16 protein-coding genes are annotated in these 15900 nt (G+C 69.7%); 7 read left to right on the forward strand and 9 right to left on the reverse strand.

The genetic code is table 11. The features are described from left to right. Nucleotides 1-22: 22 nt before the first annotated feature. From C8D93_RS10855 to C8D93_RS10870, 3 genes are all read left to right on the forward strand, one after another. A complete protein-coding gene (locus tag C8D93_RS10855) occupies nucleotides 23-493 on the forward strand; it encodes a c-type cytochrome (RefSeq protein ID WP_146216570.1) in 471 nt (156 codons plus the stop codon). An 85-nt stretch (nucleotides 494-578) separates the two neighbouring features. Continuing rightward, nucleotides 579-2459: a DUF1538 domain-containing protein gene (locus tag C8D93_RS20945; protein ID WP_211307302.1), complete on the forward strand. Its 1881-nt coding sequence runs from the start codon at nucleotides 579-581 to the stop codon at nucleotides 2457-2459. Further along, nucleotides 2456-3691 carry a P-II family nitrogen regulator gene (locus tag C8D93_RS10870; protein WP_110265223.1) on the forward strand — a complete coding sequence of 412 codons (1236 nt, stop codon included), beginning with the start codon at nucleotides 2456-2458 and terminating at the stop codon, nucleotides 3689-3691. The genes C8D93_RS20945 and C8D93_RS10870 overlap by 4 nt, the downstream gene beginning before the upstream one ends. A gap of 28 nt (nucleotides 3692-3719) precedes the next feature. Here C8D93_RS10870 and C8D93_RS10875 read toward each other — a convergent pair whose 3' ends face one another. The 5 genes from C8D93_RS10875 to C8D93_RS10895 form a co-directional block, all read right to left on the reverse strand. Further along, entirely contained in the window at nucleotides 3720-4547 is an 828-nt protein-coding gene (locus C8D93_RS10875) for a DUF4198 domain-containing protein (protein WP_110265224.1), read from the reverse strand. A 10-nt stretch (nucleotides 4548-4557) separates the two neighbouring features. Then, nucleotides 4558-5103 (reverse strand): DUF2271 domain-containing protein, encoded by a 546-nt coding sequence (locus C8D93_RS10880; protein WP_110265225.1) that lies wholly within the window; start codon nucleotides 5101-5103, stop codon nucleotides 4558-4560. 12 nt (nucleotides 5104-5115) lie between these two features. Continuing rightward, the gene (locus C8D93_RS10885; RefSeq protein ID WP_110265226.1) at nucleotides 5116-5733 is read right to left on the reverse strand and encodes a PepSY-associated TM helix domain-containing protein; all 618 of its coding nucleotides are present in this window, start codon (nucleotides 5731-5733) and stop codon (nucleotides 5116-5118) included. Nucleotides 5734-5740: 7 nt separating this feature from the next. Next, nucleotides 5741-6427 carry a Fe2+-dependent dioxygenase gene (locus C8D93_RS10890; protein WP_110265227.1) on the reverse strand — a complete coding sequence of 229 codons (687 nt, stop codon included), beginning with the start codon at nucleotides 6425-6427 and terminating at the stop codon, nucleotides 5741-5743. Nucleotides 6428-6505: 78 nt separating this feature from the next. Beyond that, nucleotides 6506-8821, reverse strand: a complete 2316-nt coding sequence (locus C8D93_RS10895) for a catecholate siderophore receptor Fiu (RefSeq protein ID WP_110265228.1) — start codon at nucleotides 8819-8821, stop codon at nucleotides 6506-6508. A gap of 308 nt (nucleotides 8822-9129) precedes the next feature. Between C8D93_RS10895 and C8D93_RS10900 the strand changes: the two genes are divergently transcribed. Then, nucleotides 9130-10122, forward strand: a complete 993-nt coding sequence (locus C8D93_RS10900) for an Lnb N-terminal periplasmic domain-containing protein (RefSeq protein WP_110265229.1) — start codon at nucleotides 9130-9132, stop codon at nucleotides 10120-10122. A 3-nt stretch (nucleotides 10123-10125) separates the two neighbouring features. Here the strand turns inward: C8D93_RS10900 and C8D93_RS10905 are convergent, their stop codons facing one another. Together C8D93_RS10905 and C8D93_RS10910 are read right to left on the reverse strand one after the other, a co-directional pair. Next, entirely contained in the window at nucleotides 10126-10935 is an 810-nt protein-coding gene (locus tag C8D93_RS10905) for a metallophosphoesterase family protein (protein ID WP_110265230.1), read from the reverse strand. After that, nucleotides 10932-11870: a diacylglycerol/lipid kinase family protein gene (locus C8D93_RS10910; protein WP_110265231.1), complete on the reverse strand. Its 939-nt coding sequence runs from the start codon at nucleotides 11868-11870 to the stop codon at nucleotides 10932-10934. The genes C8D93_RS10905 and C8D93_RS10910 overlap by 4 nt, the downstream gene beginning before the upstream one ends. A gap of 176 nt (nucleotides 11871-12046) precedes the next feature. Here C8D93_RS10910 and C8D93_RS10915 point away from each other — a divergent pair, with 176 nt between their 5' ends. From C8D93_RS10915 to C8D93_RS10925, 3 genes are read left to right on the forward strand one after another with little or no spacing between them, the layout of a single operon-like run. Next, nucleotides 12047-12340, forward strand: coding sequence for a hypothetical protein (locus C8D93_RS10915; RefSeq protein ID WP_110265232.1), 294 nt, complete (start codon nucleotides 12047-12049; stop codon nucleotides 12338-12340). Then, nucleotides 12337-13941, forward strand: coding sequence for a PepSY-associated TM helix domain-containing protein (locus tag C8D93_RS10920; RefSeq protein ID WP_110265233.1), 1605 nt, complete (start codon nucleotides 12337-12339; stop codon nucleotides 13939-13941). The genes C8D93_RS10915 and C8D93_RS10920 overlap by 4 nt, the downstream gene beginning before the upstream one ends. Continuing rightward, nucleotides 13938-14228 (forward strand): hypothetical protein, encoded by a 291-nt coding sequence (locus C8D93_RS10925; protein WP_110265234.1) that lies wholly within the window; start codon nucleotides 13938-13940, stop codon nucleotides 14226-14228. Before C8D93_RS10920 ends, C8D93_RS10925 begins: the two co-directional genes overlap by 4 nt. An 81-nt stretch (nucleotides 14229-14309) precedes the next feature. Here the strand turns inward: C8D93_RS10925 and C8D93_RS10930 are convergent, their stop codons facing one another. Beyond that, nucleotides 14310-14798, reverse strand: coding sequence for a carboxypeptidase regulatory-like domain-containing protein (locus C8D93_RS10930; RefSeq protein WP_146216571.1), 489 nt, complete (start codon nucleotides 14796-14798; stop codon nucleotides 14310-14312). A gap of 103 nt (nucleotides 14799-14901) precedes the next feature. After that, nucleotides 14902-15888, reverse strand: a complete 987-nt coding sequence (locus C8D93_RS10935; protein ID WP_170123993.1) for a glycerophosphodiester phosphodiesterase — start codon at nucleotides 15886-15888, stop codon at nucleotides 14902-14904. Nucleotides 15889-15900 lie beyond the last annotated feature (12 nt).

The raw sequence follows: 15900 nt of genomic DNA on the forward strand, positions 1-15900 counted from the left end.
GCCATTCGAACCGGAGCCGGCGATGAAGGGGGTCAGGGAGGGCTGGGGCCGACTCTGGGTCTGCTGGACCCTGTGTGCCGCATCGTTTCCGGGCATTGCGGCTGACAATGGTGCAGCCCTGTTTGCCGAACGCTGCGCGCCCTGTCACCAGCCGCAGGGCCAGGGGCTGGACGGCCGCTATCCGCCGCTGACGCATCTGGAGGACTGGCTGGCCACCGAGGACGGCCGCCACTACATCGCGCGCGTGGTCATGCACGGCTTCGCCGGACCGATCGAGGTGGGCGAACAGACCTACGACGGCCTGATGCTCACCTACCGCTGGCGGCTGAAGGATCCGCAGATCATGGCGGTGCTGAACTACGTCGCCGAGACGCTCAACACGCCGCCGTCCGGCTACGTGCCGTTCGACCTGTCCCTGCTGGGCAGCATCCGTGCACAGAAGATGCCCGACGCCGAGGTGATGGCCCTGCGCAATCGCCTGCCGGCCCGCTGACCGGCTCGCCACTCGCGTCGCCAGTCCCCGCGCGTTGCGCTAACGTGGCGGTCGACGCGCACCACGAACCTGAAGGGAGCCGCATGTGAGCAGCGATGTACGCGGGCGCGTACGCTTGGGCTTCGCCGATACGCTGAAGATCCTGCTGCCGTACTTCTACGGCAACTTTCTCGAGCAGTTGCGCGCGATCTGGTTCATCGTCGTCTACCTGCTGCTGTTCCAGATCCTGGTGCTGGGCCTGCCGATCGTGCATGCCGCCATGATCGGCGCCGGCATCGCCATCGTGGCGGTGGGCCTGATGTTCTTCATGGAAGGCCTGCGCCTGGGCCTGATGCCGCTGGGCGAGACGATCGGGGCGGTGCTGCCGCGCAACGCCTCGCTGCCACTGATCCTGCTGTTCGCCTTCCTGCTCGGTGTCGGCGCAACCTTCGCCGAGCCGGCCATCGCGGTACTGCGCAGCGCCGGCGCCGGCGTGCGCCCGGAGCAGGCGCCGCTGCTGTATAGCCTGCTCAACGACTTTGCCGACCAGCTCGTCGGCGTCGTCGGTGTGGGCGTCGGCGTGGCGGTGCTGCTCGGCATCCTGCGCTTCTTTCTCGGCTGGTCGCTGAAGCTGCTGATCATGCCGCTGGTGCTGCTGCTGTGCGGTCTCACGCTCTACGCCCACCAGCACGCGGTCCTGCAGCCGGTGCTGGGTCTCGCCTGGGACTGCGGCGCGGTGACCACCGGGCCGGTGACCGTGCCGCTGGTGCTGGCGCTGGGCATCGGCGTGTGCCGCATCGTCGGCGACGGCGACAGCGGCAACGCCGGTTTCGGCATCGTCACGCTCGCCTCGCTGTTCCCGGTACTGGCGGTGCTGCTGCTCGGCCTGTGGCACATCCAGGCGGACGACTACTACGGTCGCAGTCACTACGCCGGCACGATGCAGGAGGCCGCGCAGACCCGCGAAGCCGCCGCACAGCGCCCGGTGCGGCAGCCGGCCGGCTTCGACGACGAGGATTTCGAACGCTTTCTCAAGGACGGCGTGCCGCCGGACGACTATCGCCTGCGCTTCGAGGACGGCGAACCGCGTCTGGTCGACGGCCGCATCGTGCTCGACGATGCCACGCTGGTGCTCGAGAAGCGCCAGCTGCTGCAGGCCAAGGTCGTCTCGCGCGACACCTGGGACCCGGCGCTGGCCTTCGCCGAGGAGCTGCGCGGCGGCACCCTGTCGGCGTTGCGCGCGATCGTCCCGTTGTGCGTGTTCCTGCTGATGACGCTGCGACTGGTGCTGCCCGACCGCATCCGCAACCGCGACGAGATCCTCATCGGCATCGGCTTCTCGGTGATCGGCATGAGCCTGTTCATGCTCGGCATCACACTCGGGCTGACGCCGCTCGGCACCCAGCTCGGCAGCAACGTGCCGCTGAGCTTCGCGACGCTCACGCCCTGGGGCGCGGAAGGACTGCGCGAGCCGCTGTTCGAATCGGACGTCGCCGGCAAGATCGTCGCCGCGATCTTCGGCTTCTTCCTCGGCTACGGCGCCACGCTGGCGGAGCCGGCGCTCAACGCGCTCGGCAACACCGTCGAGAAGATCACCGTGGGCGCGTTCAAGAAGTCGCTGCTGATGCAGTCGGTGGCGATCGGCGTGGGCATCGGCATCGCTGCCGGCGTGATCAAGCTGGCCTTCGACATTCCGCTCGAGTACCTGCTGATTCCACCCTACGTCGTGCTGCTGCTGCTGACGGCCATCTCGTCCGAGGAGTTCGTGAACTTCGGCTGGGACAGCGCCGGCGTCACCACCGGCCCGATCACCGTGCCGCTGGTGCTGGCGATGGGCCTGGGCATCGGCGCCAACGTGCCCGGTGTCATCGACGGCTTCGGTGTGCTCGCGCTGGCCTCGGTCGGCCCGATCATCACCGTGCTGATCGTCGGGCTGCTGGTGTCGCGTGCGCGCCGCGCCGAATCGCTGGCGGGCAGCGCGCCATGAGCGAGCATTTCCGCGCGCTGCACAAGGTCTCGGTGGTCGCTGCGATCCTGCCGCCGGCGGCGGCCAAACCGGTGATCGAGCGCCTGTTCGCCGCCGGCGAGCGCAATGCCTTCGTGACCAATGCCCGCGGCACGCTGATCCGCGATCAGTGGTTCCAGCGCTTCATGCCGCTAGTGAGCCCGGAGAAGGAGATCCTGCGCTTCATCGTGCCGGACGCGCAGGTCGACGGCGTCATCCACGACATCGCCGACGCCGGGCAGCTGCGCTATCCGGGCTCGGGCGCGGTCTACTCGGTCCCCTGCGACACGCTGTACCACACGCCGGATTTCCCGGTGTGGGCCGATGTCGACGACGAGGCCGGCGCCGATGCCTCGATCGCGCTGCGCGAGAACCTCTCGCTGATCTCCTGCATCGTGCAGCCGGAACAGACCGAGGCGATCTCGCGCGCTGCGATGCAGGCCGGCGCGCACGGTCCCGTCGTGTTCTATTGCGAAGGGCGCGGCCTGCGCGACCGTCTGGGCTGGCTGCGGATCACGAAGAAGCGCACCAAGGAGGTCGTGACGCTGATCGTCGACAACGCCGACGCCGACGCCGTGGTCGACGCCATCACCGTCGCCGGCCGGCTGGAGATGCCCGGGCGCGGCTACCTGTACTGCATGCCGGTGCACAAGGGCATCGTGCACCTGGCGAGCACGGTCGGCGGACGCCATCACGCTGCCGACATGCAGCAGATCGTCGCGGCGATCGACGAGCTGATGGGGCATTCCGACTGGCGCCGGCGTCAGGTCGTGCGGCTCGGCGGCGGCGGCCGTGCCGCCGGCCTGCGGCTCGACCCGGCCGAGCAGGCCGATCCGCTGCTGGTACCGCAGATGCGCGTGACCTTCATCTCCGGTCAGGCGCATACGCCCACCCTGCTCGACACGGCGCTCGCGGCCGGTGCCGACGGTGCGAACGTGATGTCCGCACGGTTCGTCGAACTCGAATCGCGCGTGACCATGGGCCGTCGCCTCAACCGCGAACGCAACTGGGTCCAGACCGTGATGCCACGGTCCCAGGCCGAACGAATCCTCAAGGCGGTGATGCAGCGCGTCGAGGCCGAAGGCATCAGCGAGACCTGCCTGTTCGCGCAGCCGGTCAGCCGCACCGTGACCTACCGCGCCCAGACCCACGCCGACACCGCCGCCGAGGCGACGGCGGGCCTGACCTACCGCGGCGCCCGCGCCACGCGCTGAGTCCGCGCCAGCAGCGGGCGCCGCCGCATCAGGGGCTCAGGACCTCGAGGACCGCGGTATAGGACAAGCGCCGGTACGGTGCCTCGGCACTGCCCTGGCGGTCCTCGGTGCCGACGTTCAGCCAGTAGAAGCCGGGTCGCGGCCATGCGATCTCGATCCGGCCCTGCGCGTCGGTCTCCAGTTCCATCGCCTCGACGGCGTCGCGGTAGCGGATGCCGTCGGCAATCACCTCGACGACGAGCCCGGCCGCGGGTTGGCCGTCGATGACGAAGCGCAGTTGCGCCGGCTCGTCGGCGTACAGGTCGTTGACGGCGCTGACCGGCTGCATCGCCAGACCCTCGGCCGGCTCGTCGAAGACCGTCGCCGTCGGGCTTCCGGCGGTGACGAAGGTCTCCAGCCGCGACAGCATGCGCACGACCTTGAGGTCGGTTGCCGTTGGCGGCAGCACCTTCGCGAGGCCGTCGGCACTGAACGGCTGGCCGCGCGGCGGCCAGCGGCCGCGCTTGCCGGCATCATCCCAGCTCGCACTGATGCCGTCGCGGACCATCGCCAGCTTGTAGGTCCCGGGCTGATCGAGCCGCAGATCGAAACTGCTGCGCAACTCGCCGGTGGCCGGGTTCGCGGGCGCGAGCACGGCACCGTCAGGCGCGGTGATCGTCAGCGACTCGAGTCCCAGCGGGCGGTGATCGCGGACGAAGGGGTCGGTCGATGCGGCGGCATCGACGGTGATCCACTGTCCGACGCTGAGCACGGTCTTGGACGGCTGCATCCACATCTTGTGTGCGTGCGCGACCGGTGCGCTGGCGAGCACGGCAGCGGCCAAAGCGGCCGACAGGGAAGGTTTCGTGGCGGACATCGTGGTCTCCTCAGGGAGTGAGTTGAAGCTGCACGGCGCCGAGCTCCGACCGGCCGCGGGCATCGAGCGTCTGCCCGGCCGCTGGCGGCCAGTCGAAGGCGATCGGCAGTTGTTCGCGGCCGCCCTCCTCGCGCGCCGCTTCGACGACGAGCCGGTAACGGCCGTCCTCGAGCCCGGCGAGGGGTCGCGAGCCGGCGTCGAACCGCAGCACATGCGTGCCGACCGGGCGCGTCGCGCTGCTGAGCCCGTCGACCGGCATGGCGAGGTCGCGCCCACCGCGTCGCCACCACTGGCGCAGGTCGGGCAGCCACTTGGTGCCGGATTCGCCGCGCGGCGCGGCACCGGACGGCGCCGGGCGGTCGAGCTGATACCAGACGGAAAGCTGGGCCGCGACGCTGCGGTCCTCGCGCTCGATCCACGCCGCGACGTACGGGCGGTGGTACTCGGCCACGTCGATGCGCGGCAGCTCGATGGACAGCGCCAGCTCGGCCGCGGACACACCGGGGGCCGTCATCGCAAGACCCAGCGCCATGGACAGGAATCGGAAGTCTTTCATTGCTTTCTTCAGTCAGTGAACGAACAGCGCCAGCAGCACGACGGGGGCGACCAGACCCAGCGTCACCATCGGCCAGGTCATCGCGCGATGCGCCGCGTGCAGCTTGAGCAGGATCAGGCCGGTGATGCAGAACACCAGGCAGGCGATTGCGAACAGGTCGATGAACCAGGTCCAGACGACGCCGGCGTGGCGACCCTTGTGCAAGTCATTGAGGTAGGCGATCCAGCCGCGATCGATGACCTCGACCTCGACGTCGCCGGACAGCAGATCGACGCTGAGCCAGCCGTCGGCGCCGGGACGCGGCAGGCTCAGGTAGATCTCGTCCTCGGACCACTCGGCGACGCGCCCGCCCGGGTGCAGCGACCATCGCGCGTCGAGCCAGGTGGCGAGCGCCGCCGGCAGGGCGCCGGCATCAAGCCCGGCGGCCACCGTCTGCAATTCCGCCAGCAGGCCCGGCGGCAGGCTGCCCTGCAGCCGCGTCACGACCGGCGTCGCCGGAATCTGCGCGGCATGGTTCAGGGTGATGCCGGTCGCGGCGAACAGGATCATGCCGATCAGGCACAGCGCCGAGCTGATCCAGTGCCACTGGTGCATCTGGCGCAGCACGCGCGCACGAATCGAGCGGGCCATCGTGTGCTCAGACCTCGGCCCAGCGCCGCAGCAGGTTGTGATAGACCCCGGTCAGCCTCAGCACTGCGGTGGTATCGGCACCGCTGCGGCGCAGCGATTCGATCGAGGTGTCCATCTCGAACAGCAGGCGCCGCGCACCCTCGTCGCGGACCATGCTCTGCACCCAGAAGAACGAGGCCAGCCGTTCGCCGCGCGGGACCGGCATGACCTGGTGCAGGCTGCTCGACGGATAGATCACCAGATCGCCCGCCGGCAGCTTCACGCGATGCTCGCCGTAGGTGTCGCTGATCACCAGCTCGCCGCCGTCGTAGTCGGCGGGATCGCACAGGAACAGCGTGCACGAGATGTCGGAGCGGACATGCAGGCGCTGGTCCGCACCGCCGAGACGCATCACCGAACCGTCGATGTGATACCCGTAGTTGCCGCCGCCGCGATAGCGGTTGAAGCGCGGCGGCACCGTCCGCTGCGGCAGCGCCGCGGCGAAGAACAGCGCGCTGCGTTCGAGCGCGGCGAGGACGATCCGCCCGAGTTCGGCCTTCGCCGGCGAGGCATCCGGCAACTGCTCGTTGCGCTTGACCTGCGCGCCCTGTACGCCGACGGTCTCGCGCCCGTCGGTCCAGTCAGCCGCGGCCAGACCGGAGCGGATGCGGGCCAGTTCGTCGGCCGTCAGTACTTCGGCGATACGCAGCAGCATCAGACGTCCCTCGTGCGCGGCGCGCGCAGGAGCGCAGGCCGGGCACCCGGGCCCGGCCTGCGCGCGGTCGCGCCCGACTCAGAAGCGGAAGTCGGCACTGAACAGGAACGTGCGCGACGCACCCGGCATGTAGCGGTAGCCGCTCTTGTTGATCGACGCGACATAGTCCTCGTCCGCGAGGTTGTAGCCGTTGACGCGCAGCGCCAGTTGCGGGCTGAAGGCGTAGGCGACGACCGCGTCGACCACCGTGTACGACTCGGTGTACGTCGGCGTGCCGACCGCACCGTCCGTGCCCCGGCGCAGGCCGTCGGTATGGCGCACGCCGCCGCCGACCAGCAGGCCGAACGGGAAGCGGTACGCGGTCCAGCCGGTGAGGCTGGCGTCCGGGGTGTAGGTCAGGTTCTCGGAGCCATCGGCGGTCACCGTGCGCCCGGCCTCGACACTGGTGCTCAGGTGCGAGTAGCCGGCCGACACCGACCAGTTGCGGGTGAGATTGCCGACCGCAAAGATCTCGATGCCCTCGACACGCTTCTCGCCGGTCTGCCGCGGCACGCCGTTCTCGTCGGTGTCGTCCGCGTTGATCTCGTTGGTCACCTCGGTGCGGAACAGCGCCAGGTTCAACGACAGCATCTCGTCGAGCACGTCCCACTTGGTGCCCAGCTCGTAGGTCGCCGCCTTCTGCGGATCGAGGTTCGGCCGGTCGAGGCTGTTCGTCGAGGTGCTGAACTGGAAGTTCGAACCGCCCGGCGGCTGTTGCGAGATCGCGTAGTTGATGTAGACGCTCGCCGTTTCGACCGGCTTGTACAGTGCGCCGAGCTTCCAGTTGAACAGCGTGTCGTCGTCCTCGGCGTTGATCGTCTCGACCAGCGTTCCCTGCGGCAGATCGCCGCAGTCGACCGCACCGCGGCCGGTGCCGCCGCAGGGCGTGGTGTTGCGGTACTCGGTCTGGTAGCGGTCCGCGCGCAGCCCGCCGGTGACGATGAACCGCTCGCCGAACCTGACGGTATCGAAGACATAGACCGCAACCGTGTCGGTGCGACCGACGCCGGCGCCACCGTTGCGTGAGATCGACAGCGTGCCGGGCGCGTTCCAGTCCGGGGCGTACAGGCTGGCCGGCGGCACGGTGCCGGTCGCGGTGTTGCCATAGGCGGTCTGTTCCTCGCGAATGACCTCGAGCCCGGTGCTCAGCGTGTGGCGGATCGCTCCGCTGCCGAGGTCGGCGCGCAGGTTGAGCTGGTTGGTCAGGATCTCGTTGACCTGGTCCTTGATCGTCGGGAGGCTGCGGTTGAGCGTGTAGGTCGACAGATCGTCGGGATCGGTCCAGCCGATGTTGCCGGAAGGCTCGCCGTTGTCGTCGACGCCGCCGGTGCTCATGAAGGCGGTCAGCAGGTAATCCTGTTCGGTCTGTCCCCAGCGCGTCGTGTTGGTCAGCCGCAGCGTGTCCGAAAGATCGTGCTCGATCCGTGCCGTGGCCATCCTGGCGACGCTGTCGTCGTGGTCATGGCGCGTGCCGTAGAAGTTGTGCGGATCGACCGGGTTGCCGGCCAGCGCTTCGAGCCCCGGCTGCGGCGTCCAGCCCGGCAGACCGATCGTCGGCACGAAGCCGTCGGGCACGTTGTCTTGGCGGACGTAGAGCAGATTCACATAGGCGCGCGTGGCGCCGTCGAGCCCGAGTCCGAGCGAGGGCGCGATACCGACGCGCGAGTTGTTCACGTGATCGCGGTGCGGCAGGTCGCTGTCCTGCCACAGCGTGTTCAGGCGCAGCGCCGCGCCCGGCACGCTGCCGAGCGTCTGGTTCAGGTCGGCCTGGGCGCGCCGCTGGCCATCGCTGCCCACGGAGACGAGGCCGGACACCGCGTTGCCGAGGTGGGCCTGCTTGGTCGCGAGGTTGACCGAACCGGTCGGCGCGGTGCGTCCGTAGTCGGTGCCCGCTGGCCCCTTGATCACTTCGATCTGCTCGATGTTGAAGACATCGCGCGAGATCGACCCCAGATCGCGGATGCCGTCGACGAAGATGCTGTTCGACGTGTCGAAGCCGCGCATGTAGATCGCATCGCCGGTGGTCGTGTTGCCGTTCTCGCCGGCATAGAAGGTGCCGACGCCCGGGCTGTTGCGCAGCGCCTCGGTCAGCGTCGTCGCGCCCTGCTGGGTGAACACCTCACTGGTGATGATCTGGATCGTCTGCGGCGTTTCACGCAGCGGCTGGGTGAACTTCGGCGACTGCACTGCATCGGCCTTGTACGGGCTCACCGTGCTGCCGTCGACGGTCACATCGGGCAGTGCCGTGACCTGCGTCAGCGGTGAGGCTGCGACCACCTGCTGATGTTCGGCGGTTGCCGGCTGCGCGCACAACGCGACCGCCGCCGCGGCGATCGGACTCAGATGAAACTTCATGAGAACTCCCTGGGCAGTATCCGGGACCCCGTCCCGGGTGAAAGGGCACACGACGCAACCCTTGCGCACCGTCCGGCCCGGACGGAATGCGGCAGGGTCAATGGGCGCTTTGGGGGAACCGGAGACCGGTACTGCCTGGAAGCGGCACTATCCTAAATGCGAGTGTTTCTCATTACAAGTCGCATTGAGATGCGAGGCCGGCGAGCGGGATGCGCGAAGATCCACCGGCGCCGTATTCCGCCCCCGCACTACACTCCGGGGCAGGACCCACGCCGCCACCGCTGCCAAGCGATCTCCGACATCCGCCGATGACCATCGCCGCCTGGATCGCATCCGGACTGGCCTGCGGCTTGTTCGCGGCCTGGGGCGCCCTCGCCCTGCACTTCCAGGGCCCGCGGAACCGCGTCCGGCGACAGTTGCTGATCGCCGTCTGGCTGCTGTTCGCGTTCGCGGTCGTCGTCGCCTTGCGCGCGTATCCCCTGGCCGCGGCGGCGCTCTACCTCGTCGCGGCGGTGCTGTTGCTGGCGTGGTGGCGCGGCATCCGTCCGGCGCGCGACCGCGACTGGGCCGACGAGGTCGCGCGGCTCGCCACCGGCCGCGTCGAGGGCGACCGCGTGATCGTCGATCACGTCCGCAACTTCACCTGGCGCACGACCACCGACTACGACGTGCGCTGGGAACAGCGGTCCTACGACCTGAACCATCTGCAGTCGGTCGACCTGATCCTGTCGTACTGGGGGCGACCGGGCATCGCACACACGCTGGTGTCGTTCGGCTTCGCCGATGGCGGGCAACTCGTGTTCTCGGTCGAGATCCGCAAGCAGCGCGGAGAGGCCTACTCCGAGATCGGCGGGTTCTTCCGCCAGTTCGAGGCCAGCATCATCGCCGCCGACGAGCGCGACATCGTCTACCTGCGCACCAATGTCCGCGGCGAGGACTGCTACCTGTACCGCATCCATCTCGGCGAGGACGCGCGCCGCGCACTGCTGCTCGCCTACGTGGAAGAAGCGAACCGGCTGGCCGAACGGCCGCGCTTCTACAACTCGCTGACGAACAACTGCACGACCGTCGTCTACCGCATGCTCAGCCGCATCCTGCGCGGATTGCCGCTCGACGTCCGTCTGCTGTTGTCCGGCCTGCTGCCGACCTACATCCACCGTCTCGGCGGCCTGACGCCGGCGCATGATCCCGAGGAACTGCGCGAACGCGGCCGCATCACCCGGCGGGCCATCGAAGCCGGACACGTCGCGGATTTCCCGCAACGCATCCGCCGCGGCGTGCCGGGCATCGACCCGCGCTGAGGCTCAGGCGCCGCGACGGTCGGGCGCGATCGCGACGGTATCGACACGGCCGAAGCCGCTGCCCGCCGCGTAGTCCCAGCGTTCGACGTGGCAGGACCGTCCCCGGGGGTCGTAGCGCAGCAGGTTGACCGAGTTCGGCGCCTCGCGCCGCGTCCGCGACGAGACCGCCGTGCCCGCCTGCACGCACCACAGCGTGCGTCCCTGCACCCCGCCGTACGCGTTGAGCGTGCGCACGTAGGGCAGATGGATATGTCCGCCCATGACGATGTCGGCGCCGCTCTCGGCCCACCGGCGCAGCGCGCGCTCGTGCCCGTGCAGCAGGTTGTGCGCGTCGCCGGCGCTCGGCACGTGCAGCGGCTGGTGGGTCACGACCACGCGCAGCTGGTCGGGCGCGGCGCGACGCAGGCGTGCGGCAACGGCCTCGACCTGCGCCGCCGACACCTCCCCGTCGACATGGCGCCATCGGCGCGTGGTGTCGACGCCGAGCACCAGCATCGACGCATCCTCATGGACGGGCGCGTGGTCGTCGCCGAAAGCGCGCCGGTAGCCGGCATAGGGCCACAGCAGGCGCGCGACCGGATTGAACAGCGGGATGTCGTGGTTGCCGGGGATCGCCAGCAGCGCGGACGGTGCCAGGCGCTCCACGAACCGGCGCGCCGCGGCGAACTGCGCCCGGCGTGCGCGCTGCGTGATGTCACCGGAGAGCACCACCAGATCCGGCCGCTGCGCATGCGCGAGCGTCAGCAGCGCATCGACCACCGGCGCCTGCTCGGTGCCGAAGTGCGGATCGGAAATCTGCAGCAGGACGCTCATGCGCGCTCCTGGCGGTCGTCTTCGGCCGGCACCATCAGCCGCAAGGGTTGCGGCGAGACGCTGAACACCAGCGGGCTGCGCATGCGATGGATCTCGCCGTCGGCGGCGACCTTGACGCGCCGTTGTCCGCGCACGTGCACCGTGAGGCGGCGGAACGGAAACTCGATGACGCGGCCGGTGCTGCCGAGCTGGCCGATCGCGCCCCGCAGGGCCAGCGCGAACAGCGCCCGGCTGCGCGTCGGCTCGACCGCGATCGCCGCCAGCTGGCCGGCGTCGAGTGCGTCGGCCGCCGTCGACAGGCCACTCTGCTCGAACTGCAGGCGGTTGTTGCCGATGAACAGGGTCGGCGTGCGCAGGTGCCGGTTGTGGCCGCCGTTCTCGATCTCCAGGTCCAGCTGCCGGTGATCGCGCATCAGCGTCGCCAGGCCGGAGACGATGGCGACCCAGCGATACCGGCCGAGCTGCCGCTTGTAGGCCTCGCGATCCTCGAGCAGTCGCGGGTACAGGCCGAGACTGGCATTGACCAGGAAGGCCCGGCCGTTGACCAGGCCGACGCGCACCGGCTGCGGCTTCGCCCGCAGCAGACTGCGTGCGGCGCCCTCGATGTCCTGCGCCACGCCATGCTCGCGGCCGAAGTAGTTGAAGGTGCCCTGCGGCAGGATGCCGAACGCGCAGTCGCTGCCCAGCGTCGCGTGGGCGACCGCGCTGAGCGTACCGTCGCCGCCGGCCGCGACGACCACGCCGCGGCAGGCCGCGGCGCGCGTCACCGCCTGCGCGGCGACGGCATCGAGCTTCGCCGGCGTGCGCACCGGCAGGAACTCGACCTCGCGTCCGCCCTCGCGGAACACGGACGCGAGCAGGCGGCAACGCTCGTCGCCGGCGGTGCGACCCGAGCGGGTATTGATAACGACGAACAGCGGCGCACGGTCGGTCATGGGAAGACGATAACGGCTGCCGCCGACTGCCGCGTGAATGCTGCCCCGCGATTGCCGCAGCACTTGGGAATCATTATCATTCCTGACCGACGGCCGTCCGCCTCTCTCGTCGATCCCGCGATGCTCCTGTCCTGCCCCCTCCCCCGTCCGCCGTCGCGTCGAAGCGCCAGTCGCCCATGAGCAGCGAACGCCGCCGCCTGTGGTCGCGCGTCGCCCTCGCCGGGCCCGTCGTCTTCGTCTGTGCCGCGCTGGTGATGTGCGGCGGCGCGCTGTGGCTGCCGAAGGGGCCCGCACAGATCGACAACGTGGTCCTGCCGATCGTGCTGTTCCCGGCGATCTGGGCGGGGCTGTTCTTCTACGCCTGTCTCGATCGTCGGCTCGGCCGCGCCTGGGGTGTCGTCTCCGCGCTCGCGCTTGCCCACGCCGCGCTGATCGCCGCCCACCTGCTGCAACCGGGAGCCTTCGCATGATCCGCCTGAGCCAGGAACGCGCCAAGACCCTGCTCGCGATCCACGGATGGTCGGCCGTGTTCCTGGGCCTGCTGCTGTACGCGGTGATCCTCACCGGCGTCGCATCGGTGTTCGCCACCGAGATCGGCGACTGGTCGAGCCCGCTGCCGGCACGGGTCGAAGACCCCTTCCCGCCGGGGACCGACGGCATGATCCGCGGACTCGCCGAAACGGTCGACCCGGCGTTCCACGAAGAGCTGTTCTTCTTCCCGCGCGCCGGCAATCGTCTGTACGCCTTCTTTCATGCGCACGAGACCGGCGAGGACGGCACGCCGCGCGAACGCGGCGTGGCCGCCGAGTTCGACCCGTCCAGCGGCGCGATGATCAAGCGCGTCGAGGGCACCGGCGACGACATCGAGGCGCAGGACGATGCCAACGCGCTCGCCCACTTCATGGTCGACCTGCACGTGCGCCTGCATCTGCCGCACCCCTGGGGCCTGCTGCTGACCGGCGTGCTCGGACTGGCCATGCTCGTCGCCGCGGTGACCGGCTTCGTCGTGCACCGTCACCTGATCCGCGAACTGTTCACGCTGCGTCGCCGCGGCGACCGGCTGCTGACGGCGCGCGATACGCACGTCATCGCCGGCACCTGGAACCTGCCGTTCGCCTTCGTTCTCGCCTTCACCGGCAGCTACTTCAGCTTCGGCAGCGCCTTCGGCATTCCGGCGATGGCGATGGTCGCCTTCGGCGGCGACCAGGAGCGGATGATCGAGACCGTCATCGGCAATCCGCCGGCCACCGACGAGACGCCTGCCGTCATGGGCGACCTCGACGCGATGATCGCCGACGCGCGCGAGCGCTCCGGCGCCCAGGTCGGTTTCGTCCAGGTACAGCACTGGGGCCGTGCCGACGCGCTGGTGACGATGTTCATGGACTACCGCGAAGGCAAGCTGCTCGGCCCGAACTACGTCTACGGTGGCGCCAACGGCGGTTTCCGCTACACCAAGCCGTCGCTGGGGCTGACCGATTCCACCGGCAGCGCCCTGTTCTCGCTGATGTCGCCGCTGCACTTCGGCAATTTCGCCGGCGTGTTCTCCAAGGCGGTGTGGTTCGCGCTCGGCTTCGCCGGCGCCTACGTCTCCATCACCGGGCTGCTGCTGTGGACCACGCGCCGCCAGGCACAGCGGGGTTGGCGACATCTCGCCGCGGCCACCCACGCCGTCGGCTACGGCCTGCCGCTGGGCCTGGTGCTCGCTGCCTGGGCCTACTTCGGCGGCCGTGCGCTCGGTTTCGACGTCAACACGGCGATGATGAGCACGTTTCTGATGACGCTGGCGGCGTCCTGCGCCGTCGCGTGGCGCGTCGAAGCCCTGGCCACTGCCCGGCGCGGTCTGCTCGGTGCCACGGGGCTGGCGCTGATCGCCCTGCCGGTCCTGCGGATGACGAGCGGCGGTCCCGGCTGGGCCGATGCCTTCGGCACCGGGCTGCAGACCCTGGTCGCCTTCGACATCGTCGTGGTGCTCGGCGGCCTGTTCTGCCTGTGGACGCTGCGTCGCGTACCACAGCCGGCGACGGCGCCGCTCGCCGCCGACGACGAACTGGACGAAGCCGCGCGCACATGAGCACCGACCTGTATTCGGCGATCGCGATCGCCGTCAGCCTGCTGCCCGTGCTGACGCTCGCGCTGCGCGATCCCAAGCGCCTGCGCAGCCGCCGCAGCGCGCAGCGGACTGCTGCCGCCAGCGAACGCCGCGTGCTGGCAGTGCTCGCGCTGGTGCCGGGCCTCGTACTCGCGACGCTCGGCCAGTGGCCGGCATTCCTGATCTGGCTCGGCAGCGTCAGTGCCGCCGGCTGGCTGCTGGTGCTGTGGCTCTCGCGCGAGTCGGGCCGCGTCGTCGCGGAACCCTGATTCGGTCATCCGGCGACGCACGCGACAGGGCCGGAGCTTGCGCGCCGGCCCTGTCGGGTCATTCGGTCGTTGCCGCCAGGCTTACGGGTCGAGCCGGCTCAGCTGTCGCGGATCGGGCGACTGCTGCGGCCAGACGAAGACCACACGCTCCGGCTCACCGTTGCTCACCTTGACCTCGCGGGTCTTGGTATCGCCGCCCAGCGTCGCCGACACCGTATAGCGGCCGTCCGGCAGCTCGGCCATCAGCAGCGGCCCCTGCGCCTTCGTTTCCAGCTGGGCATTGCCGCTGCTGTCGGTGATCGTCACGCCGACCCCAGCCGTGTACATGTTGCGACCATCCGGCGCCCGTTCGACGAAGGTCAGCGTCAGCGGATACTCGCTGCTGAGGCGGCGCATGGTCTCGGCCTCGGCGGCGCCGATGCCGCCGACGCGGTATTCGATGCTGCCGGCGCGCTGCTCCGGTGGCGCGTCGGTCGCGGCCAGTGCACCGGCCGCTGCGAACGAGAAAACGCCGGCGAGCGCTGCAGACAGCGCAGTGTGCGCGGCGCGTGTGCGGTGAATCCTGTTCATGGCGTCCTCCTGTTGCGGATGGGTGGCGCCGGGCGCATGGAACACCCGGCGCGCGACGCCCAGTTTCCGCACCGCACCTGAAGTCAGGCTGAAACGCGCCGCTTCAACGGCAGGACGGCGCGTCGCCGCCGCCCGCCGGCGTCAGACGATCGGTGTGCAGACGCCCCTGGATCGCCAGCAGGCATGCCGGGAAGTTGGTGATGATGCCGTCGACGCCCATGTCGATCAGTTGCCGGATGTCGGCTTCACTGTCGGCGGTCCACGGTACGACCTGCTTGCCGAGCGCATGGGCGCTGTCGACCAGCGCGGCGTTCAGGTCCGGCGAGGCGAACTGCGGCGCGACGTACTCGTGCCCACGCAGGGTGGCGTAGCTCAGGCTCAGCAGCGCACCGCTCGGTGTCAGGTAAAGCGTCCTGATCGTCGGGTCGAGCAGCTTGACCGCGTCGATCGCCAGCGGATTGAAGGACTGCACGATGATGCGGTCCTGGATGCCGCTGGCCTGGATCTGCCCGACCAGCAGCTGCGCGGCGCGGAGCCCGGCCGTGGTCAGGCCCTCGACGCCGTCGAAACTGATCTTGATCTCGATCGTCACCGTCGGCGCGTAGTCGCCCTCGAACTGTGCGGCGAACGCGAACAGCTCCTCCGCCGTCGGCACGCGCACGCCGGTGCCGCGCAGCGGATGCGCCCGCGCCTCGTCGGGACTCGTCGTCGGCTGCCCGGGCGAGAACCAGTAGGCTGCATCGCATTCGAGAATCTCGGCGTAGCTGTGGTCGGCGACGCGGCCGCTGCAGTCCGTGGTGCGGTCGAGCGTGTCGTCGTGCATGAGCACGAGTACCTCGTCGGCCGTCACCAGCATGTCCGCCTCGAAATCGTCGACGCCCAGGCGCGCGGCGTTCTCGTAGGCGAGCATCGTGTTCTCCGGTGCGTAGGCGGCACCGCCGCGATGCGCGGACACGAAAGGCACGGCGACGAAGGAGGCCGGGGGCGGCGCGGTGCCGCCCGGCGCTTCCGAGCTTCCACAGCCGCTCAGCAGCAATGCAGGCAGAAGCACGGACAGACGCTGCGCTCGGATCAGATGCAAGACGCTCATGGACAGGACGGG

This window comes from Sinimarinibacterium flocculans (assembly GCF_003201205.1).
Taxonomy (GTDB): domain Bacteria; phylum Pseudomonadota; class Gammaproteobacteria; order Nevskiales; family Nevskiaceae; genus Solimonas; species Solimonas flocculans.

Excerpts from the sequence above, each read along its gene's own strand:
- C8D93_RS10855 (WP_146216570.1), top strand. The coding sequence starts at position 23 with ATGAAGGGGGTCAGGGAGGGCTGGGGCCGACTCTGGGTCTGCTGGACC.
- C8D93_RS10870 (WP_110265223.1), top strand. The coding sequence starts at position 2,456 with ATGAGCGAGCATTTCCGCGCGCTGCACAAGGTCTCGGTGGTCGCTGCG.
- C8D93_RS10875 (WP_110265224.1), bottom strand. The coding sequence starts at position 4,547 with ATGTCCGCCACGAAACCTTCCCTGTCGGCCGCTTTGGCCGCTGCCGTG.
- C8D93_RS10880 (WP_110265225.1), bottom strand. The coding sequence starts at position 5,103 with ATGAAAGACTTCCGATTCCTGTCCATGGCGCTGGGTCTTGCGATGACG.
- C8D93_RS10885 (WP_110265226.1), bottom strand. The coding sequence starts at position 5,733 with ATGGCCCGCTCGATTCGTGCGCGCGTGCTGCGCCAGATGCACCAGTGG.
- C8D93_RS10890 (WP_110265227.1), bottom strand. The coding sequence starts at position 6,427 with ATGCTGCTGCGTATCGCCGAAGTACTGACGGCCGACGAACTGGCCCGC.
- C8D93_RS10895 (WP_110265228.1), bottom strand. The coding sequence starts at position 8,821 with ATGAAGTTTCATCTGAGTCCGATCGCCGCGGCGGCGGTCGCGTTGTGC.
- C8D93_RS10900 (WP_110265229.1), top strand. The coding sequence starts at position 9,130 with ATGACCATCGCCGCCTGGATCGCATCCGGACTGGCCTGCGGCTTGTTC.
- C8D93_RS10905 (WP_110265230.1), bottom strand. The coding sequence starts at position 10,935 with ATGAGCGTCCTGCTGCAGATTTCCGATCCGCACTTCGGCACCGAGCAG.
- C8D93_RS10910 (WP_110265231.1), bottom strand. The coding sequence starts at position 11,870 with ATGACCGACCGTGCGCCGCTGTTCGTCGTTATCAATACCCGCTCGGGT.
- C8D93_RS10915 (WP_110265232.1), top strand. The coding sequence starts at position 12,047 with ATGAGCAGCGAACGCCGCCGCCTGTGGTCGCGCGTCGCCCTCGCCGGG.
- C8D93_RS10920 (WP_110265233.1), top strand. The coding sequence starts at position 12,337 with ATGATCCGCCTGAGCCAGGAACGCGCCAAGACCCTGCTCGCGATCCAC.
- C8D93_RS10925 (WP_110265234.1), top strand. The coding sequence starts at position 13,938 with ATGAGCACCGACCTGTATTCGGCGATCGCGATCGCCGTCAGCCTGCTG.
- C8D93_RS10930 (WP_146216571.1), bottom strand. The coding sequence starts at position 14,798 with ATGAACAGGATTCACCGCACACGCGCCGCGCACACTGCGCTGTCTGCA.
- C8D93_RS10935 (WP_170123993.1), bottom strand. The coding sequence starts at position 15,888 with ATGAGCGTCTTGCATCTGATCCGAGCGCAGCGTCTGTCCGTGCTTCTG.